Here is a 25133-nt window from a genome sequence, read left to right as displayed (position 1 = left end):
GTCTCATGCAACAAGCCCAGTTCGCCAACAGCTTTCCATCCATCAAGGATGTGGCCCCCGCGTCCATGACCGAGCTGCGCCCGGCGCTTTTCGCCCGCTATGGCGCGCTTTCCGAACTGCGTCACGACTACCCGCTGGTGCTGGTGGACGAGGGGCAGGGCGCCACTCTGCTGCGTCCGTTGAGCCGGATCATCGACGACATCCTCAAGGCCGCCGCCGCCCCCGGTGCCGGCGGCGAGGCGATGCGCCAGCAGGTTCTGAAGCTCGAAGCCCGGATCCGCCGCACCGTGAACGCTGGGCGGTCAGGGCGGCTCTCGGCGCTCTGGCGCACGGCCGCCGCCGAGATGGTGAAGGAGAGTGGCGAGGCGCCCTTCGGGCCGCTCGACAGCAACCTCGACGCCGCCCGCCGGCATCTGGACCTCGACGGCGACGTGATCGGCTGCAACGCGGAAACCCCGGCCCGGGTCGTGACCCACGCCTGGAAAGCCCGGCAGGACGCCAAGGCGCGGCGCTTCCGCAAGCGGGTGGAGAGCCTGATCCTCCGCCTGTCCGACATCCTGAAATCCGACCACATGAAGTCGCACGAAGCGCACGGGCCCGAGGCGCTGGCCTCCGCCATGGGGCGCGACGTCGACGGGTCGATCGACTTCGACGCGCTGTCCGGTGTGCTGGAGCGGGCACGGCCCGAGGATCGCCTTCCGGAGGCCCGGGTGAAACGTATCCGGCACGCGCTCGAGGCACTGCGATGCCAGCCGTTCTTCGGTCCGGGCCGTGCCTCGCAAAGCTGCCCCAAACGGCCGGAGCCCTACAACTATACCTTCACCAGCGTCTCGGACGCGCTCAACGCGCATCGAGCGCGCCTGCCAAACGTGCTGGAGTTCACCAAGGCGATGACCGTCGCCGAGCTCGAGGTGGAGAACAAGTATCGGCCCGAGTTGCACGACCCGGTCTTTGCCCGTTTCGACGAGAGTGATCTGACCGCCGAGCAGATGGACCTGCTGCCCTCGGCCCTGATCTGCCTGCGGGACGGAGTGACCGGCTCTGCCGAGATCGCCCGCGCCTACGAAGCGCTGGCCTGCGGGCTGCCGATCACGGTGCTGATCCAGGTCGACGACCTGCTCGGCCCGACCGCGCCCGAACCGCCGCGCAACAGCTTTGGCGCTGGCACGACGCGGCTCGCCTCGATGGCGATGGGGCTGAACAACGCCTTCGTCTTGCAGGCCGCCAGCGCGCATCTCTTCCGGATGTGCCGGGCGCTGCGACGGGGGATGGAATACGACGGGCCGGCGCTGTTCTGCATCTATTCCGGTGCCACGCCGAGCGTGCGCGGGGTCGCGCCCTACGTGTTGTCCGCCGCGGCGACCGAGGCGCGGGTCTTCCCGAACTTCACCTATGATCCGGCCGCCGGGGCGGACCTCGCCTCGCGCTTCGATCTCTCGGTCAATCCGCAATGCGAGGCGGATTGGCCGGAGCATGTGCTGGACTACGAGGACCGCGAGGGGCAGGGCTGTCAGGAGAAGATCGCCTTCAGCTTTGCGGATTTCGCGATTTGCGACGCGCGCTACCAGCGGTTCTGCCATGCGGTGCCGCAGGACGGCTGGACGCCTGCGATGATGCCCACCGCCGAGCATCTGGCCGAACCGGACGACGGCAACGCGATCGAGAGCAGCTACGTGCTCGGCATTGATCCCGAGAACCGGCTTTTCCGGGTTGTCGTCGACGCCAAGATCGTCGAGGCGGCGCTGCGCTGCAACGATGCCTGGCGGCGGCTGCTCGAACTGGCGGGGGTGAACAATTCCCACGCGCTGCGCCTGCTCGCTGCGGAACGGAAAGCGCGGGAGGCAGCGGAGCGCAAGGCCGGGGCCGAGCCCGAACCGGCCCGCGTGCCGGAGCCAAAACCGGCCGCGGTCGAAACGCCCCCGGCCGCGACGGAGGTGGTGGGAGAAAACGCCGGCGACGGCCTGCCCTGGATCGAGACCGCCCGCTGCACCACCTGCAACGAATGCACCCAGGTGAACAGTGCCATGTTCCGCTACAACGAGAACATGCAAGCCTATATCGCCGATCCGGACGCCGGCACCTACCGGCAACTGGTCGAGGCGGCGGAGGGCTGCCAGGTGAGCATCATCCACCCGGGCCAGCCGAGAAATCCGGACGAGCCGAACCTCGCGGAACTCATCGAGCGGGCGGCCCCCTTCGCCTGAGGGCTGGACGGCCGCGGCCGCACGAGGCAGACAGGTCCTGCGCATTTCAGCGAGGACCAGAGGCATGAAGCTGCTCGACCGCAACCACCCGTTCTATGCCCCGCTCTGGCGGCGGGTGGCGATCGTGGCGGTCACTCTCGGCTGGGCGCTGATCGAGTTCCTCGCGGCCTCGCCGCTCTGGGGCGCGGTCTTTCTCGTGCTCGGCGCCTATTGCGTCTACGAGTTTTTCATCGCCTTCGGGAACGGCGGCGACGACGAGGAATCGCCGCCGGAGTGAGGCGGGCCGTCAGCGCTCGGGCGTAAGGCGGACCAGCGCTCCGTCCCGCGCGTCGGTTAGCAACATGACCGCGCCGTCCGCCGCGACATCCACATCCCGCACCCTCCCGCGCCCTTCGAGGTAACGCGCCTCGCCGGTCACGGCGCCGTCGTCCAGCGTCAACCGAACCAGCGCCTGTCCGGCCAGCCCACCGATCAGCACGCTGCCGCGCCAGTCGGGGAAGAGCGCGCCGTCGTAGAAGGCCATGCCGGAGGGGGCGATCACCGGGTCCCAGTAATAGCGTGGCTGCTCCAGCCCATCGCTGGCAGTGGCGCCCTGTCCGACCGGCGCGCCGGAATATTCCCGGCCATAGGAGATCACCGGCCAGCCGTAGTTCGCACCGGCCTCGGGGCGGTTCAATTCATCGCCGCCGCGGGGGCCGTGTTCGACCGTCCAGAGGCTTCCCGAACCGTCCAGCGCGGCGCCCTGGATGTTGCGATGCCCGAGCGACCAGATCTCCGGCTGCCCGCCGGCGATCTGCGGATTGCCCGAGGCAGGACCGCCCTCGGGGCTGATCCGGAGAACCTTGCCGAGGTGGGTCGAGACGTCCTGGGCGGATTCGCGCGGGCCGTGGCGGTCGCCTGTGGTCACGAAGAGCGCGCCGGACCTGTCGAAGACGAGCCGCGAGCCGAAATGCATCGTGGAATCGACCGCCGGCTCCTGGCGGAAGATCACCTTCACCTGTTCCATCCGGCTGGCATCGGGCGACAGCACGCCGGTCGCCACCGCCAATCGATTGCGGCCGCCGTCGGCAGGCTCGGAATAGCTCCACCAGACCTGGCGGCTGGCCGCGAAATCCTCGCGAACCGTCACGTCGAGCAGACCGCCCTGGCGGCGGGCGTCGACTTCGGGCAGGCCGTCGATCGGGCGGGAGCGGCGGCCGTCGGGCAGGATGATCCGCATCCGGCCGGGGCGCTCGGTGACAATCCAGCTGCCGTCGGGCAGCTGGTCCATGCCCCAGGGGTGCTGGAGCCCGTCGGCCACGACCTCGCGGTCGAGTTGCACGGGGTCGGAGATCACCGGCGCGCGGGTCTGGCCGGCGAAGGCGGGCGTCTGCCCTTCGGCGTTGGGTGGGGTGGCGTTGAAATCCTGCGCCATGGCGCCGGCGGCGGCCAGGGCGAGGGCGAGCATGGAAGCGGCGAGGCGGCGGGCGGATAGGGGCATCGGGGCGTCTCCGTCGTTCGGGGCCGGCCGGACAGCATGTCTGCCCGAACGCACCCCTCGGGGCTGCGGTCTCCCTGTCAGGTAGGTCCTCGCGCCGCGCGTTCTAGGGCAGCTGTGCCTCAAGGCCGAGCAGCGTCGGATCCTCCGGGTTCAGCGACAGCGCCTCGGTCAGCACCTCGCGGGCGCCATCCTCGTCGCCGCTCGCTGCGCGGAGCCGAACCAGCATCGACCAGGCGGCAACGAGCTGCGGATCGAGCCGCGTGGCCTCACCGAAGGCGCTGATCGCCCCTTCGAGGTTGCGCGTGGTCAGGGCGATGCCGCCCAGAACAAGCTGGGTCTCCGGGAAATCGGCGGTGTTGGCGAGCGAGGACTGCCATTCGCCCATTGCGCCGGCCAGCGCCCGGGCGTTGGCGTCGGGCAAGTGGGCAATCGGGGCGGCAAGCATCTCGCGCGCGGCGGCGATGCGGACCGACCGGCTCTCGTCCGACAGTCGCGGCAGGATGCGCACGACCATGTCGGTCGGCGCCGCGACACGTTGCAGCGAGACGGCATGGGTGCGGACCATCGGGTCGGCATCTTCCAGTAGCAGCGCCAGTTGCTCGGCCTGCTCCGGCGTGGCCTGCGGCGCGAGCAGTTCCAGCGCCGTCGCCCGGACAATCCCCGGCATGGACGGGCTGAGCGCGATCGACACCAGGGTGTCGCCCATCCCCGCCTCGCCCTTGAAGGCGGCGTCGAAGGCCAGCGCGAAGTGATCGCCGCGATAGGCGGAGTTCGGGAAGCGCTTGTCCAGCTCCTCCTGCGCCCAGTAGGGGCCTTCCTCCGCATGGCAGTCGGTGCAGGCGTTGGGCGTTCCGACGGCAATGGTCAGGTCCGGGCGCGGCACGCGGAACGAATGGTCATGCCGCCCGTCCACACCCATGTAGACCCGCTCGATCATGTGGCAGGAAACGCATTGCGCGCCCTCGCTGTCCTCAGGGTGGAAATGGTGCTCGGGCGAGTCGTACTCGGCCAGCTTCAGGGTCGGGAAGTCCGGGTTGCCCGCCGGCGAGTGGCAGGTGGCGCAGACGTCGTTGCCCTCGTTGTAATGCGTGGCGCTGTGCACGTCGTGGCAGTCAGAGCACTGGACGCCTGCGGCATACATCTTGGACTGCAGGAAGGAGCCGTAGACATAGACCTCGTCGCGGATCTGGCCGTCCGCGTGGTAGAGCGGGTCTCGCAGGGTGGAGAGCCGGTAGGCGTCGTGGAACGGCGTGCCGGGCAGGGGAGACCCACCCAGGTAGGTGCCGCGCCGGGAATGGCAGGAGGCGCATTGCTGCATTTCCGTCTCGGCGTCGGAGGCGGCGTAGTCCACCGTGAAGCCCGTCGGGCTCAGGGCCGGCGGGACCTCGAACTCCGTGCCCGCATCGACCGCCGCCGCCCAGTCCAGATGGGCCGAGCCGGGGCCGTGGCATGCCTCGCAGCCGACGCCGATCTCGCTCGCGGTGCTGGCGTAGCTGCCGGTCTGCAGGTCGTAGTTGCGCTGGAAATCGGTCGCGTGGCACTCCGCGCAGCGCGCGTTCCAGTTCTTGTAGGGGCCGGTCCAGTGAAAGCCGTCGCCCGCAGGCAGGTGCTCCTCGGGATACATGTGGTACCAGCGGTTCTCGATCACGTCCCAGGGGATGTCGAAGCTCTGCATCCGCCCCGGTTCGGTCTCGACGAAATACTGCTGGAGCGGGGTGATGCCGATCACCCCGGCCACCGGCCACCTGGTCAGCGCGCCATCGGGCCCGTCGCTCTCGATGAAGAACTGGTCGCCCTCGCGGCTGAAGGTGGTGGTCACGCCCTGGTGTTCGAAGGTCACGTCATCGAAATCGCCGAGGATGTTCTCTGCGGTCGGTTCGGTCCAGGCGAGATCGTGGTGCGAGCCGGTCCAGCTCTCGAATTCGGCGGTGTGGCATTCGGCGCAAGCCATGGTGCCCACGTAGGCCGGGGGCTCGACCGCGGGCGATTCCGGCTGGTCCTGAGCTGTCACGGCAAGCGCACCTGCGAGCCATGCACAGGCAAGCCAAAGAGGCGCGGTGCCAAGCCGCGTCGCAGGATCCATCATCACCACACCCTTCACTGCTTTTGAGCGCATGGTATCGTTCGATGCCGCGTCGCGCCAGCAAGAGCGTGACAAACCGGAAAATTTTACGGCGCGGCGTCTGCCCGGAGGGCCTCGCGGTCGAGGATGCGGATGCGGCCGTAGCCCAGCTCGATCAGCCCGGCATCGGCCAGCCTGCGCAGGGTGCGTTGCAGGGTCGGCAGGGAAACCGCGGCGAGCATCGCCAGCTCATCCTGCGAGAGACGGATCCAGTTCCCCGGATCGGCGACCTGCTCATCCTGATGCAGCAGACGCAGCCTGATCCGCTGCGCGGCGTTGCCGACCGAGATATTTGCCAGCAGACGCAGCGCGAGCGCCATGTTCTGATGCGTCAGCGCGTAGAAATCCTCGATGAAGTCCGGCGTGCTGCGCAGCATGGCCCGGAGCCGGTCGGTCGGGACGAAATAAACGTGAATCGGTCCGCGCGCCGTGACACCGACCAGACGCTTCTGCTTCGAGAACAGCGCCAGATCACCAATCCAGAATCCGGGCTCCGCCTGGTGGACGAAGATCGCCTCCTCGAGGCCGCCCGGGATTTCGATCCGGACCGAGCCAGAGACCAGGCCGAACATCCCTTCGGGTTCGTCGTCGACATGATACAGCGGCTGGCCATCCACGAAACGCATCAGGCGCCCGGTCTCGAGCATCTGCTCGCGGAAGGCGGGCGAGCGCTCCGAGAGCCATCCGCGCGTGCCCAGAACCTCTGCGGCCCGCTCCCGGTCGAACTCGAGCGAAGATTCTTTCATGCTTTCCATCAATTGATGGGATTAGCCCTGAACGACTCGACTATCAAGGCCTACACAGTTCCGCATTTTGGCTGACGTGTCAGCGTGTTGGCGGAAGTGTGGGTATGCAGACAAGAAAGTGCTGCTTGATAGCTGGGGTCACAATACTATCACGTTCATGACGTCTAGTAGAATTTGAGTGACCAGTTTTTTGTTTGACCGGGGCACCCGGTACATGGACGGCCGATGGCCGCGAAACAGGGAGTAAGTTCATGACATTGAAGCAGTCCTATCGGACGTATGTCGGAGCGACCATGGCGGGGGCGCTCAGCCTTTGCGCCGGGATCGCGATGGCGCAGGAAGACAAGCCCAACATTCTCGTCATCTGGGGGGATGACGTGGGGCAGTCCAACATCTCAGCCTACACGATGGGGCTTATGGGCTACCAGACCCCGAACATCGACCGGATTGCCGAAGAAGGTCTGATATTCACCGATTACTACGGTGAGCAGTCCTGCACCGCCGGCCGCTCGTCCTTCATCATGGGGCAGTCGGTGTTCCGTACCGGCCTGTCCAAGGTGGGCCTGCCGGGCGCCGAGGAAGGCATGCAGATCGAGGATCCGACCATTGCCGGCCTGCTCAAGGCCGAAGGTTACGCGACCGGCCAGTTCGGCAAGAACCACCTCGGCGACCGCGACGAGCACCTGCCGACCAACCACGGCTTCGACGAGTTCTTCGGCAACCTCTATCACCTGAACGCCGAGGAAGAGCCGGAGAACGAGGATTACCCGGGCGATATGGTCCTGCCCGACGGGTCGACCTTCCGCGACAAGTGGGGCCCGCGCGGCGTCATCAAGTCGTCGGCCGACGGCACCATCGAGGACACCGGGCCGCTGACCATCAAGCGCCAGGAAACCGTCGATGACGAGACCGTGGCCGCTGCGCTCGACTTTATCGATCGCCAGGAAGCCGCGGGCACGCCGTGGTTCGTCTGGTGGTCCGGCACCCGGATGCACTTCCGCACCCACGTGAAGGAAGAGATGCGCGATCGCGCTGACGAAATCGTCGGCAAGCACGTCGACGAATACACTGCCGGCATGATCGAGCACGACCTGCACATCGGTCAGTTCCTGCAGAAGATCGACGACCTCGGCATCGCCGACAACACCATCGTGTTCTACTCGACCGACAACGGCCCGCACATGAACACCTGGCCGGATGCTGCGATGACCCCGTTCTGGGGCGAGAAGAACACCCAGTGGGAAGGCGCATGGCGCGTTCCGGCGATGGTCCGCTGGCCCGGCAAGATCGCCGAGGGCGAGGTGGTCAACGAGATCGTCCACCACATGGACTGGCTCCCGACGTTCCTGGCCGCGGCTGGCAACGAAACCATCAAGGAAGACCTTCTCGAAGGCGTCACCGTGGCCGAAGTCGGCGGCGGACGCGACTACAAGGTCCACCTCGACGGCTACAACATCCTGCCGCTGCTGACCGGCGAGACGGAGGAAAGCCCGCGCAACGAGATCTTCTACTTCACCGATGACGGCGACCTTGCGGCGCTGCGGTATGGCGACTGGAAGATCACCTTCCTCGAGCAGAAGGCATGGGCAACATTCCGCGCCTGGATGGAGCCTCTGACGCCGCTCCGTGTGCCGCTGATCACGAACCTGCGTCGCGATCCCTATGAGCGCGCCTATCGGACATCCAATACCTACTACGACTGGATGCTCGACCGCGCCTACATGCTGGTGCCGGCCCAGGCTTATGTGGCCAACTTCCTCGCCACGTTCGAGGAATACCCGCCGCGTCAGGAAGCGGCCTCCTTCAGCCTCGACAAGGTGATGGAGAAACTCTCCTCCGGCGGCGGCGCGCAGTAAGGCTGTCTGCAGAAATCGGCAGGGCCGCTTACACCTCGGCCCTGCCCACAGAATGGTTTTTGCCAACACCGCTCCTGCTGGCCATAGGAATGTTCGGGGCTTCGGTCGGAGGACAGGACCGAAGAGCCTCTCGGACAGAAGGCCACAACAAGGGAGAACCACATGAAATACCGTTTCCTAAACGCGGGGCTGATGGCCGCCACCGCGTCGTTTGCGCTCGGCGCCGGCGTTGCTCTGGCGCAGGACACCCAGCCGCCGAACTTTCTCGTCATCTGGGGGGATGACGTCGGCTACTGGAACATCAGTGCCTACAACCAGGGCATGATGGGCTACGAGACCCCCAACATTGACCGGATCGCCAACGAGGGCATGCTGTTCACCCATGGCTACGGCGAGCAGTCCTGCACCGCCGGACGGGCATCCTTCGTCACCGGCCAGAGCGGCTTCCGCACGGGTCTCTTGAAGGTCGGCCTGCCAGGCGCCAAGGAAGGCATGTCCGAGAAGGACCCGACGATCGCCGAATACATGAAGTCCAAGGGCTACATGACCGGCCAGTACGGCAAGAACCACCTGGGCGACCTGGACGAGCACCTGCCGACCAACCACGGCTTCGACGAGTTCTTCGGCAACCTCTATCACCTGAACGCCGAGGAAGAGCCCGAGAACGTCGACTATCCCAAGTCGCCGGAATTCCGGGAGAACTTCGGCCCGCGCGGCGTGATCAAGTCGTCGGCCGACGGAACGGTCGAGGACACCGGCCCGCTGACCCGCAAGCGGATGGAGACCATCGACGAGGAAGTGACCGCCGGCGCGCTCGATTTCATGCAGCGCGCGCATGACCAGGGCAAGCCGTTCTTCCTGTGGTACAACACCACCCGGATGCACATCTTCACCCACCTGAAACCCGAGAGCCAGGGCGTCACCGGGCTCGGTGTCTATCCAGACGGCATGGTGGAGCATGACGGGATGGTCGGGCAGATGCTCGACAAGCTCGACCAGCTGGGCATCGCCGACAACACGGTGGTGATGTATTCCACCGACAACGGCGCCGAGGTGTTCTCCTGGCCGGATGGCGGCACCACGCCGTTCAAGGGCGAGAAGAACGACAACTGGGAAGGCGGCTACCGGGTGCCGATGATGATCAAGTGGCCGGGCGTCATCGAGCCGGGCCGCAAGTCGAACCAGATCATCAGCCACCTCGACTGGTTCCCGACATTCATGTCCGCCCTCGGCGACACCGACATGAAGGAACGGATGCTGACGGAGGCGCCCTTCGGCGAGGCCAACGAGCCCGTGCACCTCGACGGCTATGATTTCATGCCGTATTTCCGCGGTGAGGAAGAAAAGGGACCGCGGCGCGAGTTCCTCTACTTCTCGGACGGCGGGGACCTCGTGAACCTGCGCTACGACCAGTGGAAGGTCGTCTTTGCCGAGCAGCGCGCCGAAGGCTTCGACGTATGGGAAGAGCCGCTGACCTTCCTGCGTCTGCCGAAGGTGATGAACCTCTACAGCGATCCCTTCGAGCGCGCGCAGCACGAGTCGATCGGCTATTCGCAGTGGCGGCTTGAGCGGGCCTACCTGCTGGTGCCGGCCCAGGCCTTCGTCGCCAACTTCCTGTCGACCTTCAAGGACTATCCGCCGCGCCAGAAGCCCGCGAGCTTCTCGATCGACCAGGTTCTCCAGGGTCTCCAGACCGGCGGAACCAGCTCGAACTGACCTGATCCGGAGGCGGACCGCCGGCAAGGGCGGTCCACCCCCATTCACTCGGGATATCCAACTCATTTGGAGACCATGGATTTGAAACACTTCAGCTTTGCCGCGCTTGTGCTGGTCGTCTCGTCGGGCCTGGCCATTGCCGATCCACTGCCGTCCTGGAAAGGGACCGAAGCGAAGGAGCGGATCATTGCCTTCGTGGAGTCGGTCACGGACCCTGCGTCGGAGGATTACATCACCCCGGCCGACCGTATCGCGACCTTTGACAACGATGGCTGCCTTTGGACCGAACAGCCGGTGTATTTCCAGCTTCTCTACGCGCTCGACATCCTGAAGCAGAAGGCCGAGGCCGATCCGTCCATCCTCAGCTCCGACGTGCTCAAGGCCGCGGCGGCGGGCGACATGGAGGGGATGATGGCCGGCGGCGAAGAGGGGCTGCTCGAGATCATCAACGTGTCGCACGGCGACATCACGGTCGACGCCTTCGAGGCCAGTGCCTACGAGTGGCTCACCACCGCGACCCATCCGACGACCGGCAAGACCTATGCCAGCATGATCTACCAGCCGATGCTGGAACTTCTGAGCTACCTGCGGGACGAGGATTTCACGACCTATATCGTCTCCGGCGGCGGCATCGACTTCATCCGCGCGATCTCGCAGGAGGCCTATGGCATCCCGCCCTCGCAGGTGGTCGGCAGCCAGGGCAACACCAGCTACCAGGTGGTCGACGGCGTGCCCGTCCTTCAGAAGGACGGCGGCATCAGCTTCATCGACGACAAGGAAGGCAAGCCGGTCGGCATCATCCGTCACATCGGCCAGCGCCCGATCTTCGCGGCCGGGAACTCGGACGGCGATTTCCAGATGCTGGAATACACGATGGCGGGCGAAGGCGCGCGGTTTGGGATGCTGGTGCACCACACCGACGGAGAGCGCGAGTTCGCCTATGACCGCGACAGCCATGTCGGCCAACTCAATCGCGGCCTCGACGAGGGGCCGGACCGCGGCTGGCTGATCGTCGACATGGCGAACGACTGGAAGACGATCTGGCCAGAATGAGGACGAGCCTCGAACGGGAGGAACGCGGATGTCGCTGAAGGCAAGCGATCTGGCCCGGCGTCACCGGGTCGACGACGGCAAGTCGTTTCGGCTGGAGACTGTCGACCCCGGCGATACCAACGGCGTCGACGTCGAGAAGGCCGAAGCCAAGGACTTGCTGGAGGAGTGTCGCAAGTCGCTCGGCAAGCTGCAGGAGCGGCTCTATGCCGAGGGCAAGTCCGCGGTTCTGATGGTGTTTCAGGCGATGGACGCCGGCGGCAAGGACAGCGCCATCGAACATGTCATGTCGGGCATCAACCCGCAGGGTTGCGACGTGACCTCGTTCAAGCAGCCGGGGCCGGTTGCGTTGAAACACGACTTCCTGTGGCGCCATGCGGTGGCCTTGCCCGAACGCGGGCGGATCGGCATCCACAACCGCTCGCACTACGAGGAAGTGCTCGTGGTGCGGGTGCATCCCGAGATCCTTGAGGGGCGCGCCATTCCTCAGGACACCATCGACGAGGACTTCTGGAAGCGCCGCTTCAAGGACATCCGCGCCTTCGAGCGGCACCTCTCCAACAGCGGCACCGCGGTGGTGAAGGTTTTCTTCCACATCTCGAAGGACGAGCAGGCACGCCGCTTCCTCGACCGGATCGACGAGCCGGAGAAGAACTGGAAGTTCTCGCTCGGCGATGTCGAGGAACGCAAGCACTGGGACGCCTACATGGCCGCCTACGAGGACATGATCCGCAACACGGCGCGGGACTATGCGCCCTGGTTCGTCGTGCCGGCCAACAACAAGTGGTATGCCCGGCTGGTCGTCTCGGCGTTGCTTCAGGACGCCATGGAGCGGATCGACCCGCAGTTCCCGCAGGTCGACGAGGACTTCCTGCGGCGCATGCACGAGGCGCGCGACGCGCTGGCCCGGGATGCCGCCCCGGCAGGCCGCAAGGAGAAGAAGACATGAACGAGACGGCCCAAGGCAGCGCACGCGAACAGATTGCCGCCCTTCAAGCGCGAATGGGCGAGACGATCATCGGCCAGCGCGAGGTGATCGAGCGGCTGGTGATCGGCCTGCTGGCCAACGGCAACCTTCTGATCGAGGGGCTTCCGGGGCTCGCCAAGACGCGCGCGGTCAAGGCGATGGCCAAGAACCTGGAGGCGGATTTCTCGCGCATCCAGTTCACGCCCGACCTGCTGCCCTCGGATGTCACCGGCACCGAGGTCTACCACCAGGCGCAGGGCGCGGCCGAGTTCCGCTTCGAGCCCGGGCCGATCTTTGCCAACATCGTGCTGGCCGACGAGATCAACCGGGCGCCGGCCAAGGTGCAGGCGGCGCTGCTGGAGGCGATGGAGGAGCGGCAGGTGACCGTCTCCGGCACTACGCACAAGATGCCGCCACTCTTCATCGTTATGGCGACCCAGAACCCGATCGAGCAGGAGGGCACCTATCCGCTGCCCGAGGCGCAGATGGACCGGTTCCTGATGAAGGTCGAGATCGTCTACCCGCCCGTCGAGGACGAGGTGGAGGTGATCCGGCTGGTGCGCGGCGAGGAGCAGCAGGCCAGCAGCGGCGGCGGGGGCGAGAAGCCGCCAGTGATCCCGCAGCAAGCGGTGTTCGACGCGCGGGTGGAGATCGGGCAGATCCATGTGGCTGACGCGATGGACCGCTACATGGCCGACCTCGTTCAGACCACGCGGACCCCGGCCGCGCTGTCGGACGATCTTGCCCGCTGGATCGAGATTGGCGCCAGCCCACGCGCCTCTCTCGCGCTCGACAAATGCGCCCGGGCCCATGCCTGGCTCGAGGGGCGCGACTATGTCGATCCGGCCGATGTGCGCGCCATCGTGCACGACGTGTTCCGCCACCGTGTCTCGCTCAGCTACGAGGCGCAGGGAGACGGGATCGGCACCGACCAGGTGATCGACGAGATCGTCAAGCTCACCGCGCTGCCCTGAGGCCGGCCGATGGCGCCCGCACCTGATCCGCGCATCCATACCGATCTGGCGCATCTGCGTCGGCTCGCCGGGCCTGCGCGACAGCTCAGCTTCCTGCCGCGCCAGCCGGCACGTTCGGCGATGAACGGACGGCATGCGTCGCGACTCAGGGGGCGGGGGCTCGATTTCGAGGAACTGCGCGACTACCGCATCGGCGACGATCCCCGCACCATCGACTGGAAGGTGACCGCGCGGACCGGCGAGCCCTATGTCCGCGTTTTCACCGAGGAGCGGGACCGCCCGGCGCTGCTGCTGGTCGATCAGCGGATGACCATGTTCTTCGGCACCACGCGCAACATGAAATCGGTGACCGCCGCCGAGGCAGCGGCGCTCGCTGCCCACCGCATCCGCGCGCAGGGCGACCGGGTGGGCGGCATCGTATTTGGCGATGACGCACGGGCGGAGCTGCGCCCGAAATCCGGCGACGCGGCGTTGAACCGGCTGCTCGGGGCCATCGCGCGGGCAAATTGCGCGCTCCATGCCGAGCGCGAGGTGACAACGCAGCAACCGCTCAATGCGCCGCTGGAAGCCGCCGCGCGGATCGCCAAGACCGGCTCGCTCATCCTGATCTTCAGCGATTTCGACGAGGCCGACGACCGCACGGAAAAGCTGATCCGGCGGCTGGCGCAGCATAACGACGTGATCCTCTTTCCGATCGCCGATCCCTCTGGGCTGAACCTCCCAGAGGAGTTCCGGTTCGTTGCTTCCGACGGCCAGCTTCAAGTGGAACTCGACGCCGGGGCCGGCGAGACCCGATCGGGGATCGAAAGCGTGGTCAGCGCGCGGATGGCCCGGGTGCTGGACTGGACCCGGAAATACGGCATCCCGGTCCTGCCACTGACCGCCGGCGAGGAAACGTTGCCGCAGATGAGGGGCCTGATGGGCCTGCCGGAGGCGCGCTGATGGCGGATCTTCCCGACACCGACGGCAAGAACCTGGTCGAGATGCTCGACATGCTGAAGCCGGTGCCCGAGCCGGCGCCGATCTCCATGTGGCCGGCGACCGGCGGCTGGATCTGGCTCGGGCTCGTGCTGCTGGCGCTAGCTCTCTTGGGCGGGTGGCGCTGGCGGGAGCATCGGCGCGCCAATGCCTATCGCCGGGCCGCGCTGGCCGAGATCGGGCAGGCGGGCGACGATCCCGCGCGTCTGGCGGAGATCCTGCGCCGCGCCGCACTCTCGGCCTATCCGCGGGCGCAGGTGGCCTCGGAGACCGGCGCGGACTGGCTGGCCTTTCTCGCGGCGAGTTGCCCGGGATGCGATTTCACCGGCGAGGCCGGCAAGGCGCTCGTGCAGGCGCCCTGGCGCCCGCTGCCGCCCGATCCGGCGGTGACCCGGCTGGTCGAGACATGGGTGCGCCGCCACCGTCGCGGGGAGGCCGCGGCATGACGCTGGCGCTGGCCTTTCCCTGGGCGCTCGTGCTGTTGTCCGCCCCCTGGTTCGTCTGGCGCTTCGCCCCGCCGCATCGGGAGCGCACGCCCGGCATACGCATCCCGTTCTTCCGGCAGATCGCCGAGGCCAGCGGGCTGGAGCCGCAGGCTGGCGCGCAGGTGCTGCGTCGCAGGCGTCTGCAGACCCTCGCGGCGATCCTCTGCTGGGGCCTTGTCGTGCTGGGGCTGGCGCGGCCGGAACTGCTTGGCCAGAAGACCGAGATCGAGAAGGCGGCCCGCGACATGGTGCTGGCGGTCGACATCTCCGGCTCGATGGACGCGCGCGACATGCCCGGCGAAGACGGCGCGCCGCAGCAGCGCCTGCAGGTGGTCAAGGACGTGGTCGGCGATTTCATCGAGGCGCGGGACGGCGACCGGATCGCGCTCATCGTCTTCGGCAGCCGGGCCTTCGTGCAGACGCCCTTCACCGAGGATCTGGCCTCGGTCCGGCACCTGCTGGACACCACGCAAGTCGGCATGGCGGGGCCGCACACCGCGATCGGAGACGCCATCGGCCTCTCGATCCGCACCTTCGAGGCCTCCGAGGTGGATCAGCGCCTGCTGGTGCTGCTGTCGGACGGTGCCGACACCGCGAGCCGGATGTCCCCTATCAACGCCGCGGCCATCGCCGAACAGGAGGGGGTGACGATCTACACCATCGGCGTCGGCGATCCGAAGGGCGCCGGCGAAGACAAGGTGGATCTCGACGCGCTGGAGGCCATCGCCAAACGCGCGGGCGGCGCCTTCTACTACGCGACCGATGGCGCGGGGCTGGAGGAGATCTATGCCGAGATCGACGCGCTCAACCCGCGAGTGACCGAGACGATCAGCTTCCAGCCCAAGCAGCCGCTGGCCTGGATCGCCTTTGCCGCCGCCGCGCTGGTCGCCACGCTGAGCCTCGCCTGGCTGAGCCTCGTCACGGCACGGAGGGCGGCATGACGGCGTTTCTCGACGCGCTTGGCGCGCTGCATCTTCTGCGTCCGTGGATCCTGCTCCTGTTGCCTGTGGTCGGGCTGATCTGGTGGCGCGTGCGCCGCCGCTACACCGCCAGCGTCGCCCCGCCCAAGGGGATCGCCCCGCACCTGGCGGAGGCGCTGACCGTTGGCGCGGACGAGGGCCGGCGGCTTCATGCGATCGACCTCGTTGCGCTGGTGCTGGCGCTGGTGACACTCGCCGCCGCCGGGCCGACCTGGAGCCGGGTGGCGAACCCGCTGCTGGCGCAGACCGCGCCGCTGGTGGTCGTGCTCAAGGTCGATGAATCGATGCTGGCGCCCGATGTGCCGCCCAGCCGCCTGGAGCGGGCGCGCTTCAAGATCGCCGAACTGGTCGAACGCCGGGCCGGCGCACGCACCGCGCTCATCGCCTATGCCGGAAGCGCCCATCGCGTGGCGCCGCTGACCGAGGATCCGAACCTGATGAAGGCGATGCTCGAGGCGTTGACGCCAGAGGTGATGCCGGTGGAAGGCGACGCGCCCGGCGCGGCGCTGGAGCTCGCGACGGAGGAACTGGCGGCCTCGGAGACGCCAGGCGCAATTCTCTTCGTGCTCGACGCGCTGAACGCGGCCGATGTGGCGGCCTTTGCCACGGCAGGCACGGATGGCGGCCCGCCGGTCCTGTTCCTGCAGGTCGCGCCCGAAGGCGCCCCGACCGGCCCGCTGGCGGAGCTGCCCTCCGACCGGGTGATCCGGATCACCGCCGACGACGCCGACCTGCGCCAGATCGAACGCGCGGCGGCTTCGGCCTATCGCGCTGCGCTACTGGGCGACGAGCGGCTGGACTGGGACGACCGCGGCTGGATCGTCGCCTGGTTTGCCGTTCCGGTGATGCTGCTGTGGTTCCGCAGGGGCTGGACCATGCGCTGGTCGGTGCTGCTCGCCCTCGGCCTCGCCACGGGCGTGCCGGCCCCGGCGCGCGCCGGGATGGCGGATTGGTTCCTGACCCCGGACCAGCAAGGCGCCATCGCCTATCGTCAAAAGGAGTTCGCCCGCGCGGGCGAGTTGTTCCTCGACCCGATGTGGCGGGCCCATGCGCTGGCGCGCGCGGGGAAATATGCCGAGGCGGCAGAGATCTATTCCCGCCTCGACACCGCCGAAGCGGCCTTTGGCGAGGGCATGGCGCGGACCCGCAACCGCGAGTATCGCCCGGCCATTGCCGCCTACGAGCGGGCGCTGGAGATGCAGCCGGATTTCCCGGAGGCGGAGTGGAACCTGGCGCTGACCCGAGACATCCTCGACTATGTCGAAACCGCCCGCGAGCAGGGCGACACCGGCGAGGACCGTGGTATCGGCGCCGACGACGTGGTGTTCGACAACGAGGACGAACGCGGCGCCGAGACCGACACCGACTTCTCCGAGACCGAGGAGACGCCGACCATGGAGACGGCGGACCAATGGATGCGCTCGGTCGACACCCAGATGGGCGATTTCCTGCGGCAGCGGTTTCTCCAAGAGCAATCGACGAGGGACAGGGAATGAAAATGCTGCGCCACCTGCTGCCTGTCGCGCTGCTTCTGTCGCTGGCCTGTAATGCCATTGCGCAGACCGCGTCGCCGCCGGCTGAACCTTCCGCGTCGGAGCCGCGTGTTACGGCGGAGCTGACGCCGGAGAGCGTGGTGGTCGGCCAGCCGCTAGTGCTCCGGATCAAGGTGCTGGTGCCGACATGGCTGCCCAGCCCGCCCGAGTTCCCGAACCTCGACCTGCCCAATGTCATCGTTCGCCTGCCCGAACGGGCCTCGGGTCCGGTCAGCGAGCGCGTGGACGGCGAGACATGGTCGGGGGTGGCCCGCAGCTACCGGCTCTACCCTATGGTGCCGGGCGAGTTGTCGCTGCCGGAGCAAAGGATCGTGGTGACCTACGCTGATCCCGGTTCGACAGAGCCAGTAACGGCCGAGGTGCCGCTGCCGGCCTTCACGATCTCCGCAAACCTGCCGGAGGCCGCCGCCGGGCTCGATCCGGCGATCCTGGCCTCGGACTTCACGCTGGAACAGTCGATCGAGGGCGCCGACGGCACGCTCGGACAAGGCGACGCCGTGGTGCGTACGGTCACCGCGCGCATCGACGGCACGACGCCGCTCGTCATCCCCGGGCTGATCCCCGAGGTCCCGGACGGGCCGGTGCAGGCCCATACCGCCGAGCCGAAGGTCGCCGAGACCGAGGAGCGCGGGGTGCTCTCCGGCAGCCGCGAGGAAACGGTCACCTACGTGGCCCGCTACGGTGGCACGGTAGACCTGCCGGCGATCTCGGTGGAGTGGTTCAACATCGACAGCGGCGAGGTCGAGACCGCGCAACTCGAAGGTGTGACCCTGACCATCGACGCCCCGCCGCCGCCCCGCGAACCGCGCTTCACCGGCCGACAGGTGGCGCTGGCCGGGGTGGCGCTCGCGCTTCTGGCGGGGCTGGGCTGGCTGCTGGTCCGCTTTGCGCTACCGCCGGTTCGGCGGGCATTCGAGAACCGCAATCAGGCCCGGCTGCAGAGCGAGGCACATGCCGCCGGCGAGGTTCGTCACGCGATTGCAGCGCGCGACTTGCCGGCGTTCCTTGCGGCCCGCGAAGCCTGGACCCGGCGCTGCCCAGCCGTGCCCGGAAACCCGCCCGATGCGCTGGACGCCGCGGCGGTCGCGGTATCCTCGGCACTTTATGGGCGCGGCGCAGCGGTCGCCGGGGACGGGGGCTGGCGTGCACTTGGCGCGGCCTTCGAACAGGAGCGCAAACACCGTCTGACCGTGCACGGCCACCGGGTCTTGATCGACGCCCTGCCGCCGCTCAACCCGAGCTGAGCGCCCGCGATGCGGCGTTCCGCGCGTGGCGCCCTGCCGCGTCGTGGCGCAGGGTGCCGGCAGCGACGCAAATCGGAGAGGCCGATGTCCGACCGTGACGATTACACCTCCGAGATCCGACCCGGTGAGCGGGTCCTCGACCGGAATCCGGCTTCGGCCGACGACGCCCGGATATGCTTCATTGGCGAGATCCGCACGCCCTGGGGACCGCAGGATTGCCCGCGCAACATCGGCTCGGCGCGCCAGAGCGGGCAGGGCGCGCGGATCGAGTTGATCGAGGGAATGGGCGAAGGGCTTGAGGGACTGGCGCCCGGGCAGCCGCTGGTGGTGCTCTACTGGATGGACCGCGCGCGGCGCGACCTGATCCTCCAGGCGCCGAGGCACACCGAGGCGCCGCGCGGCACCTTCGCGCTGCGCTCCCCCAACCGACCGAACCCCGTGGCGATGTCGGTGGTGCTCATTGTCTCGATCGATGCCAGGGCCGGGGTAATCGAGATCGACGCGCTCGATTGTTTCGACCGGACACCGGTGGTCGATCTCAAGCCCTGGCACGCGAGCATCGACTCGCCTGCGGAGCTGCCCTCGGGCCGCAATCCCTGATCGATGGGACGAATCGCCCCATCATCGCGACTCCATTCATTTTTCAAACAATTTCGATAAAACGAGCCCGATTGATGCGCGTTCGCGGCGTCTCGACTTCGCCGCATTTTCGCCCGCTTTATTAAACTTCACGGCGCGAGGGCGGAGGAGGTGGCAGTGATTTTGTCTCTCCAAGGGAAACGACCGGCGGTGGCGGATCGCCGGGTCGGTCTTTGAGGGGCATGACGAGTTCCTTGATTTCGAAGGGGCAAATGCAGGAACTCGGATCCGGGGGCCCATACGCGCACCAGTGAAAAGGAAACAATCCGGGCCGGACTGTTGGTCCCTGACTGGTCCCCTTCACCATGCTGCCGTTACAGCGGAACACTTCGTTGCCACTTTTCGGACAATTTTCCCTTCCTTGCTGCGGTTGCGAAGCGGTAAACTGATCTTGCCCGATTTGAGGGTGCTGTTGTGTAGGCCATGGGGGTGGCCGCGCAGGCTTCCGTAGCGCTGCCGTTATGGAACATGGGAAAGGGTGACGCTCCGTCCGATGGAACGGGCGTCGCGGTGCGAAAGGCGAAGATACGGGTGCGTTTTCCGGTTTTTCGTCGCAGGCAAGTGTGTTTGCCAGACTTTTCTCATGTTCCGGGCGACCTGGAAGTGTGTCGCGGCCCGTGCGTGCCGGGTGAGCGCCGTGGTCAGAAATGTTGAACGTGCGAATGCGAGTGGAACGCCTTATGGCAATGGCTGGAAAGACCAACTTCAAGGCGCCCGGGACTCTCCGGGGCGTCGCCTCCGGACTTCGGAGCGCGTCGTTGCCTGGTTCCGCATCGGCACCGGCATTTTGCGGCGTGACCGGGTGAGGGGGCGGCCATGACCAATGTTCTTCTCGACTTCAACGCGCTCTCGGCCGGCGACCTGGTTTCCGACCAGTATTCCGAGCAGGGGGTGCGCATCTCCTCGCTGAACGACAAAAACCCGGCGATGATTTTCGACACCGCCAGTCCGACTGGCGGCGACTGGGATCTCAAGACCTCGAACATGTCGAAAGTGCTGATCCTGTCGGAAGACGGCGACCGGAGCGATCCTGACGACAACGCCCAGGGCGGCACTCTCGTTTTCGAGTTCGAAAGCGCTGCCAGCGTCGACAGCCTGCGCGTCCTCGACACCGAGGAAGGTGGATATATCAAGTGTTTCGACGCCGAAGGTGACCTTATCAAGACGGTGTGGATCCCGGAGATCTGCAACAATGAGCAGGCCACCGTGGAGATTGATGCCGAGGGCGTTTATCGCATGGAGGTCACGGTCTGCGGCTCGGCAGCGATTGACGACGTGAAATATGCGATCGACCTGGACGGCGACGACTGCGATGCGCCCAATGGCATCGTCGAGGGTACCGACGGCGACGATCTGATTGACGAAGACTACACCGGCGATCCGCAGGGCGACATGATCGACGCGGGCGACGCGATCCTGCCGGGGCAGGGGCCGGACGACGACATCGTCTATGCCGGCGGCGGCGACGATACCGTCCACGGCGGCAAGGGCGACGACACGATCTACGGCGACCGCAGCCTGGAGTACGGCCCGGCAAAGATCACCATCACGGAAAGTTCCGCCGGTTTCGAGAACAAGGTCTTCGCCTACACCATCGACCCGGAGACCGGCGACGTCAGCAACGTCGTCATCCTGAGCGAGAACGCCAAGGCCGATATCGGCAAGACCTTCACCTACAATGTCGATCCCTGCGGGGTCATGGGGATCGGGATCATAAGCCCGCAGGGCACATTCGTGTCCTCCGCCTATGGCGAAAACGTGGATCTCAACCCCGACGGGAAGGTGCATACAAAGGGCCTGGGCGAGTACCCTGACGGCTCGGTCAAGATCGGCTTCGAGGATCTGCTCTGCCTCGGCGACAAGGATTTCAATGACGTCATCGTCAAGGTCGACCTCGGCACGTCAGGCGCGACCTTCGACAACAAGCATTACGACTACACGTCCGGCGGCCCGACGGTCGACGATTCCGCCACTGGCGACGACACGCTCTATGGCGACGAGGGGAACGACACCCTTTACGGCCAGAAGGGCAACGATACGCTGGTCGGCGGCGAAGGGCGCGACACCTCCTACGGCGGGGACGGCGACGATACGATCATCGGCGACGGCGATCTGCCCGGCGGTGGCGATCCGGACATCATGTATGGCGGCGACGACCGCGATACGTTCAGCAAGATCAGCATCGGCGACAAGATTTTCGGCGGCGACGGCGGCATCGATTGCGACACGCTCGACCTGCGCGGCAGCGGGCCGATCCGTGTAACCGACCTGGTCACCGACAGCGACGGCAACGGCTTTGACGGTACGGTGGAGTTCCTCGACAAGCCGGGCGGCCATGTGATCGGCACGGCGCATTTCGAGAACATCGAGAAGATCATCCCGTGTTTCACCCCCGGCACCCTGATCGCGACGCCGAACGGTGAGCGGCCGGTGGAAGAGCTGACGGTAGGCGACAAGGTGATCACGCGCGACAACGGCATCCAGGAGATCCGCTGGTACGGGCAGAAGCTGATCGACTACGAACATCTTTCCGAGGAGCGGCACCTGCAGCCGATACTGATACGCAAGGGCGCCTTTGCCGACGGTCTGCCGGAGCGCGACATGATCGTCTCGCCGAACCACCGGATGCTCGTCGCCAACGACCTGACGGCGCTCTATTTCGAGGAGCACGAGGTGCTGGTCGCGGCCAAGCACCTGATCAACAACCGCAGTATCCACCGGCTGCAGATGCTGCAGACGACCTACATCCATTTCATGTTCGACCAGCACGAGGTCGTGCTGGCGAACGGCGCCTGGACCGAAAGTTTCCAGCCCGGCGATCACTCGCTGCGCGGTTTGGGCAATGCGCAACGAAACGAGCTCTTCACGGTGTTTCCGGAGCTCCAGACGTACAAGGGGCAGCGAAAGTATTCCGCGGCCCGCAGAACCCTGAAGGAGCACGAGGCCGTGCTTCTCGGGAGGTAGAATTAAAGAGTGCCTGGGTTGGATCCTGACGAGTGAAAGAGGTGTGTAAATTTGAGCGACAGATTGGGATGCGAGTGATTTCAGAGTGATCTGAGTTGGTGAACAAGCGAGTGCTGGTCGCGTAACGAGTGCATGACTACTGGTAACGAGTTCGCTCTCGAGCCATTGGGGGCTTGGTTGGGGGTGGAAATGGGACGGGGGAGCGTTTGCTCTCCCGTCTCTGCTTTATTTGACTGCCAATAACGCTTGTCGGGGCCGGGTGCGGCTTGAGGAGCTTTGGAAGGGTGGTCGAAAAGACTCACATTTCGCGAAACTCCTGCCTTCCGGTCTGTGCGATGTAGCCCAGTTCGAATCGGTCAAGCTACTGTGTCTGCATAACAATCGCTCGCCAGTGAATGCGGGCGGAGAGGCAGGCATGAGCAAGACGACATCGGTGGGCGCGAAGCCCGCACAGGAGCGGAGTCCGTTTCAGCGGGTTCTGAAGTTCGCAAAGGGCGAGGCCGTCCGGACGGCTGCGGGGCTGCGTTCCGCCGTGCGCCTGAGGCCGGGGGACCGCCTCGATACCGGCATGCAAAGGGTGCTTTGGGTCGCGGTGGGACAGCAGGTGCAGGTGTTCACCGGTGCGGAGCCGGCGCGGACCGCAATGGATCTGCCGCGCCTTGGCCGCGTATCCCCCGAGACTGGCAGGCTCGAACTCCGCAGGCCAGCATCCTCCGGACCCAGCGCGCCCACCCGACTGCACTGATACGCGCTCAGCCGCGCATGCGCGCGCCGTCGGGATCGAAGAGCGGTTCGGTGTAAAGCCGCGCCGGCCGCCGCTCGCCGAGTATCTCGATCTCGACCGCCAACCCGTCGCGGATCCGCTCGGTCGGCAGGAAGCCGATGGCAACGGATTTATCCGCGTAATGCGAGTAGCCGCCCGAGGTGCAGAACCCGACGACCGCGCCGTCGAGCCAGATCGGCTCGTAGGCCGCCACATCCGCATCCTCGGCATCGACGATGAAGGTGCAGAGCCGCCGAGCCGGCCCTTCGCGCCGGGCCTGTTCCGCGGCGTCCCGGCCGATGAACGGCGCTGTCTTCTTCCAGGCGATGAAACGGTCGAGCCCGGTCTCGGCGGGCATGTAATCCGGCGAGTATTCCCGCAGCCACCCGCCAAAACCCTTGTCGAGCCGCAGGGACATCATCGCCCGCATCCCGAACGGCCGCAGCCCGAGGTCCGCGCCAGCCTCCGACAGGACATGCCACAGGTGGCGCTGGCTCATCGGGTCGACAAAGATCTCGTAGCCGAGATCCCCGGTATAGCTCACGCGCTGCACGATGGCGTCGGCCATGTCCACCGTCATCCGCTTCACGTCCAGGAATCGGAAGGCCTCGGCGCCCACATCCGCCCGCGTGACCCGCGCCAGCAGCTCCCGCGCCTTCGGGCCGGCGATCTGGAACCCGGTGCGCAGGTCGGAGACGTTGTTGACCGTCACGCCGTCCGCCGCATGCTGCTCGAACCAGCGCTGGTGGAAATCCTGGCTGCCGTAGGAGGCGGTGAGCTGGAACTCCTCCGCGCCGAGGCCGGAGATGGTGAAATCGCCGATCAGCCGTCCGGACGGCGCCAGCATCGGCGACAGCGCCAGCCGGCCCGGCGCCGGGATGCGCCCGGCCATGATCCGGTCGAGCCAGTCCCGCGCCCCCGGGCCGGTGACGGAGAACTTGCCGAAGTTGTGGATCTCGTTGATCCCGACGGTGTCGCGCACCGCGCGCACCTCGGCCCGTACGGGCTCCCAGGCATTGGAACGGCGGAATCTCGGCTCCTCGTAGGGTGTCTCTCCCTCGGGCGCAAAGTAGTTCACCACCTCCAGCCCGTATTGCTGGCCGAAGACCGCGTTCATGCCCTTCCAGATGTCGTACATCGGGGTGGTGCGGCAGGGGCGGGCGGCCGGCAGTTCCTGGTTCGGGAAGGAGACGGAAAACCGGTTCTGGTAGTTCTCGATCACCTTCGGCACGGTGTAGCCCGGTGTCGTCCACTTGCCGAAGCGTGCCACGTCCAGCGCAAAGCTGTTCTGCGCCGGCTCCCCGTGGATCATCCATTGCGCCAGCGTCAGCCCGACGCCGCCGCCCTGGCTGAACCCGGCCATCACCGCGCAGGCCGACCAGTAGTTCCTGAGCCCCGGCACCGGCCCGACCAGCGGGTTGCCATCCGGCGCAAAGGTGAAGGGCCCGTGGATCACCGATTTCACCCCCGCCATCTCCAGCACCGGAACGCGAGCATAGGCAAAGGCGATCGACTCCTCGATCTTATCGAACTGGTCGTTCAGCAATTCGTGGCCAAACTCCCAGGGGGTGCCGTCGACCGACCAGGCTTCGCAGGGCTTCTCGTAGAACCCGATGCAAAGCCCGCGCCCCTCCTGCCGCATGTAGCTCTCGCCGCCGGGGTCGATGATATGCGGGAATTCTCCGTCCCGGTTGTAGATCTCGGGGATGTCGTCTGTCACGATGTACTGGTGCGCCATCGGCAGCAGCGGCAGGTAGACGCCCGCCATCGCACAGACCTCCCGCGCCCAGAGCCCACCGGCGTTCACCACGTGCTCGGCGTGTATCGTGCCCTTGTCGGTCACGACCTCCCATGTCCCGTCCGGGCGGGGATTGGTCTCGCGCACCATGCAATGCGTCACGATCTCGGCCCCCGCCATCCGCGCGGCCTTCGCATAGGCATGGGTCGTGCCGGAGGGGTCCAGATGCCCGTCGAGCGGGTCATAGAGCCCGCCGAGGATGCCATCGACATTCACCAGCTCGGCCATCGCCTTGATCTCGGAGGGCGAGAGGATCTCGGTTTCGAGCCCCATGTACCGGTGCTTGGCCCGCTCCGCCTTCAGCATGTCGAACCGCTCCGGCGTGTCCGCAAGGGTGATCCCGCCCACATGGTGCAGCCCGCAGGACATGCCGGTGATCGCTTCCAGCTCCTTGTAGAGCCCGATCGTGTACCCCTGCAGCGCCGCCATGTTGGTGTCGCCGTTGAGCGTATGAAACCCGCCCGCCGCATGCCAGGTGGAGCCGCTGGTCAGCTCGGATCGCTCCACCAGCATGACGTCGCTCCAGCCGAGCTTGGTCAGGTGGTAAAGGACGGAGCAGCCGACGACGCCGCCGCCAATGACACAGACTTGCGTGGTGGTTTTCATGCGCGGCC

At 66.5% G+C, this 25133-nt stretch carries 19 protein-coding genes; 15 read left to right on the top strand and 4 right to left on the bottom strand.

Annotated features, from left to right (window positions below; translation table 11 throughout):
* Positions 1-5: 5 nt before the first annotated feature.
* Both ACFQ2S_RS16955 and ACFQ2S_RS16950 read left to right on the top strand, forming a co-directional pair.
* A complete protein-coding gene (locus ACFQ2S_RS16955; RefSeq protein ID WP_386076251.1) occupies positions 6-2204 on the top strand; it encodes a ferredoxin in 2199 nt (732 codons plus the stop codon).
* 64 nt (positions 2205-2268) lie between these two features.
* The gene (locus ACFQ2S_RS16950; RefSeq protein WP_386076250.1) at positions 2269-2481 is read left to right on the top strand and encodes a hypothetical protein; all 213 of its coding nucleotides are present in this window, start codon (positions 2269-2271) and stop codon (positions 2479-2481) included.
* Positions 2482-2490: 9 nt separating this feature from the next.
* Here the strand turns inward: ACFQ2S_RS16950 and ACFQ2S_RS16945 are convergent, their stop codons facing one another.
* The 3 genes from ACFQ2S_RS16945 to ACFQ2S_RS16935 form a co-directional block, all read right to left on the bottom strand.
* On the bottom strand, positions 2491-3684 hold the full coding sequence (locus ACFQ2S_RS16945) for a PQQ-dependent sugar dehydrogenase (protein ID WP_386076248.1): 1194 nt from the start codon (positions 3682-3684) through the stop codon (positions 2491-2493).
* 103 nt (positions 3685-3787) lie between these two features.
* Entirely contained in the window at positions 3788-5800 is a 2013-nt protein-coding gene (locus ACFQ2S_RS16940; protein ID WP_386076246.1) for a multiheme c-type cytochrome, read from the bottom strand.
* A gap of 53 nt (positions 5801-5853) precedes the next feature.
* Positions 5854-6552, bottom strand: a complete 699-nt coding sequence (locus ACFQ2S_RS16935; RefSeq protein WP_386076244.1) for a Crp/Fnr family transcriptional regulator — start codon at positions 6550-6552, stop codon at positions 5854-5856.
* A gap of 293 nt (positions 6553-6845) precedes the next feature.
* Between ACFQ2S_RS16935 and ACFQ2S_RS16930 the strand changes: the two genes are divergently transcribed.
* The 13 genes from ACFQ2S_RS16930 to ACFQ2S_RS16870 all read left to right on the top strand — a co-directional run bounded on the left by ACFQ2S_RS16930 (position 6846) and on the right by ACFQ2S_RS16870 (position 22703).
* Complete coding sequence (locus ACFQ2S_RS16930; protein WP_386076487.1) at positions 6846-8408, top strand: arylsulfatase; 1563 nt, start codon at positions 6846-6848, stop codon at positions 8406-8408.
* 162 nt (positions 8409-8570) lie between these two features.
* The gene (locus tag ACFQ2S_RS16925; protein ID WP_386076242.1) at positions 8571-10124 is read left to right on the top strand and encodes an arylsulfatase; all 1554 of its coding nucleotides are present in this window, start codon (positions 8571-8573) and stop codon (positions 10122-10124) included.
* Positions 10125-10199: 75 nt separating this feature from the next.
* Entirely contained in the window at positions 10200-11177 is a 978-nt protein-coding gene (locus ACFQ2S_RS16920; RefSeq protein ID WP_386076240.1) for an HAD family hydrolase, read from the top strand.
* Positions 11178-11205: 28 nt separating this feature from the next.
* Complete coding sequence (locus ACFQ2S_RS16915; protein WP_386076239.1) at positions 11206-12123, top strand: polyphosphate kinase 2 family protein; 918 nt, start codon at positions 11206-11208, stop codon at positions 12121-12123.
* Positions 12120-13115, top strand: coding sequence for an AAA family ATPase (locus tag ACFQ2S_RS16910; protein WP_386076237.1), 996 nt, complete (start codon positions 12120-12122; stop codon positions 13113-13115). The genes ACFQ2S_RS16915 and ACFQ2S_RS16910 overlap by 4 nt, the downstream gene beginning before the upstream one ends.
* A gap of 9 nt (positions 13116-13124) precedes the next feature.
* Positions 13125-14057, top strand: coding sequence for a DUF58 domain-containing protein (locus ACFQ2S_RS16905; RefSeq protein ID WP_386076235.1), 933 nt, complete (start codon positions 13125-13127; stop codon positions 14055-14057).
* Positions 14057-14539, top strand: coding sequence for a DUF4381 domain-containing protein (locus ACFQ2S_RS16900; protein ID WP_386076234.1), 483 nt, complete (start codon positions 14057-14059; stop codon positions 14537-14539). The genes ACFQ2S_RS16905 and ACFQ2S_RS16900 overlap by 1 nt, the downstream gene beginning before the upstream one ends.
* Positions 14536-15519, top strand: coding sequence for a vWA domain-containing protein (locus ACFQ2S_RS16895; protein ID WP_386076232.1), 984 nt, complete (start codon positions 14536-14538; stop codon positions 15517-15519). Before ACFQ2S_RS16900 ends, ACFQ2S_RS16895 begins: the two co-directional genes overlap by 4 nt.
* Entirely contained in the window at positions 15516-17054 is a 1539-nt protein-coding gene (locus ACFQ2S_RS16890; protein ID WP_386076231.1) for a VWA domain-containing protein, read from the top strand. The genes ACFQ2S_RS16895 and ACFQ2S_RS16890 overlap by 4 nt, the downstream gene beginning before the upstream one ends.
* A complete protein-coding gene (locus ACFQ2S_RS16885; protein ID WP_386076230.1) occupies positions 17051-18355 on the top strand; it encodes a hypothetical protein in 1305 nt (434 codons plus the stop codon). The genes ACFQ2S_RS16890 and ACFQ2S_RS16885 overlap by 4 nt, the downstream gene beginning before the upstream one ends.
* An 84-nt stretch (positions 18356-18439) precedes the next feature.
* Positions 18440-18955 (top strand): TrmO family methyltransferase domain-containing protein, encoded by a 516-nt coding sequence (locus tag ACFQ2S_RS16880; protein WP_386076228.1) that lies wholly within the window; start codon positions 18440-18442, stop codon positions 18953-18955.
* Positions 18956-19810: 855 nt separating this feature from the next.
* Positions 19811-21958 carry a Hint domain-containing protein gene (locus ACFQ2S_RS16875; protein ID WP_386076227.1) on the top strand — a complete coding sequence of 716 codons (2148 nt, stop codon included), beginning with the start codon at positions 19811-19813 and terminating at the stop codon, positions 21956-21958.
* Between the two features lie 415 nt (positions 21959-22373).
* Positions 22374-22703 (top strand): hypothetical protein, encoded by a 330-nt coding sequence (locus tag ACFQ2S_RS16870; protein WP_386076226.1) that lies wholly within the window; start codon positions 22374-22376, stop codon positions 22701-22703.
* 7 nt (positions 22704-22710) lie between these two features.
* Here the strand turns inward: ACFQ2S_RS16870 and ACFQ2S_RS16865 are convergent, their stop codons facing one another.
* Positions 22711-25125, bottom strand: a complete 2415-nt coding sequence (locus ACFQ2S_RS16865) for a GcvT family protein (RefSeq protein WP_386076224.1) — start codon at positions 25123-25125, stop codon at positions 22711-22713.
* Positions 25126-25133: the final 8 nt, after the last annotated feature.

Source organism: Tropicimonas aquimaris, from assembly GCF_042676185.1.
Classification (GTDB): Bacteria; Pseudomonadota; Alphaproteobacteria; order Rhodobacterales; family Rhodobacteraceae; genus Tropicimonas; species Tropicimonas aquimaris.
Note: the sequence above shows the minus strand (reverse complement) of the source record. Positions and strands in the feature narration are given on the sequence as shown.

Bases quoted from the DNA above. Each gene is read 5' to 3' on its own strand.
- ACFQ2S_RS16920 (WP_386076240.1), top strand. From the start codon at position 10,200: ATGGATTTGAAACACTTCAGCTTTGCCGCGCTTGTGCTGGTCGTCTCG.
- ACFQ2S_RS16865 (WP_386076224.1), bottom strand. From the start codon at position 25,125: ATGAAAACCACCACGCAAGTCTGTGTCATTGGCGGCGGCGTCGTCGGC.
- ACFQ2S_RS16945 (WP_386076248.1), bottom strand. From the start codon at position 3,684: ATGCCCCTATCCGCCCGCCGCCTCGCCGCTTCCATGCTCGCCCTCGCC.
- ACFQ2S_RS16930 (WP_386076487.1), top strand. From the start codon at position 6,846: ATGGCGGGGGCGCTCAGCCTTTGCGCCGGGATCGCGATGGCGCAGGAA.
- ACFQ2S_RS16885 (WP_386076230.1), top strand. From the start codon at position 17,051: ATGAAAATGCTGCGCCACCTGCTGCCTGTCGCGCTGCTTCTGTCGCTG.
- ACFQ2S_RS16895 (WP_386076232.1), top strand. From the start codon at position 14,536: ATGACGCTGGCGCTGGCCTTTCCCTGGGCGCTCGTGCTGTTGTCCGCC.
- ACFQ2S_RS16935 (WP_386076244.1), bottom strand. From the start codon at position 6,552: ATGAAAGAATCTTCGCTCGAGTTCGACCGGGAGCGGGCCGCAGAGGTT.
- ACFQ2S_RS16955 (WP_386076251.1), top strand. From the start codon at position 6: ATGCAACAAGCCCAGTTCGCCAACAGCTTTCCATCCATCAAGGATGTG.
- ACFQ2S_RS16940 (WP_386076246.1), bottom strand. From the start codon at position 5,800: ATGCGCTCAAAAGCAGTGAAGGGTGTGGTGATGATGGATCCTGCGACG.
- ACFQ2S_RS16905 (WP_386076235.1), top strand. From the start codon at position 13,125: ATGGCGCCCGCACCTGATCCGCGCATCCATACCGATCTGGCGCATCTG.
- ACFQ2S_RS16910 (WP_386076237.1), top strand. From the start codon at position 12,120: ATGAACGAGACGGCCCAAGGCAGCGCACGCGAACAGATTGCCGCCCTT.
- ACFQ2S_RS16870 (WP_386076226.1), top strand. From the start codon at position 22,374: ATGAGCAAGACGACATCGGTGGGCGCGAAGCCCGCACAGGAGCGGAGT.
- ACFQ2S_RS16915 (WP_386076239.1), top strand. From the start codon at position 11,206: ATGTCGCTGAAGGCAAGCGATCTGGCCCGGCGTCACCGGGTCGACGAC.
- ACFQ2S_RS16900 (WP_386076234.1), top strand. From the start codon at position 14,057: ATGGCGGATCTTCCCGACACCGACGGCAAGAACCTGGTCGAGATGCTC.
- ACFQ2S_RS16890 (WP_386076231.1), top strand. From the start codon at position 15,516: ATGACGGCGTTTCTCGACGCGCTTGGCGCGCTGCATCTTCTGCGTCCG.
- ACFQ2S_RS16925 (WP_386076242.1), top strand. From the start codon at position 8,571: ATGAAATACCGTTTCCTAAACGCGGGGCTGATGGCCGCCACCGCGTCG.
- ACFQ2S_RS16875 (WP_386076227.1), top strand. From the start codon at position 19,811: ATGACCAATGTTCTTCTCGACTTCAACGCGCTCTCGGCCGGCGACCTG.
- ACFQ2S_RS16880 (WP_386076228.1), top strand. From the start codon at position 18,440: ATGTCCGACCGTGACGATTACACCTCCGAGATCCGACCCGGTGAGCGG.
- ACFQ2S_RS16950 (WP_386076250.1), top strand. From the start codon at position 2,269: ATGAAGCTGCTCGACCGCAACCACCCGTTCTATGCCCCGCTCTGGCGG.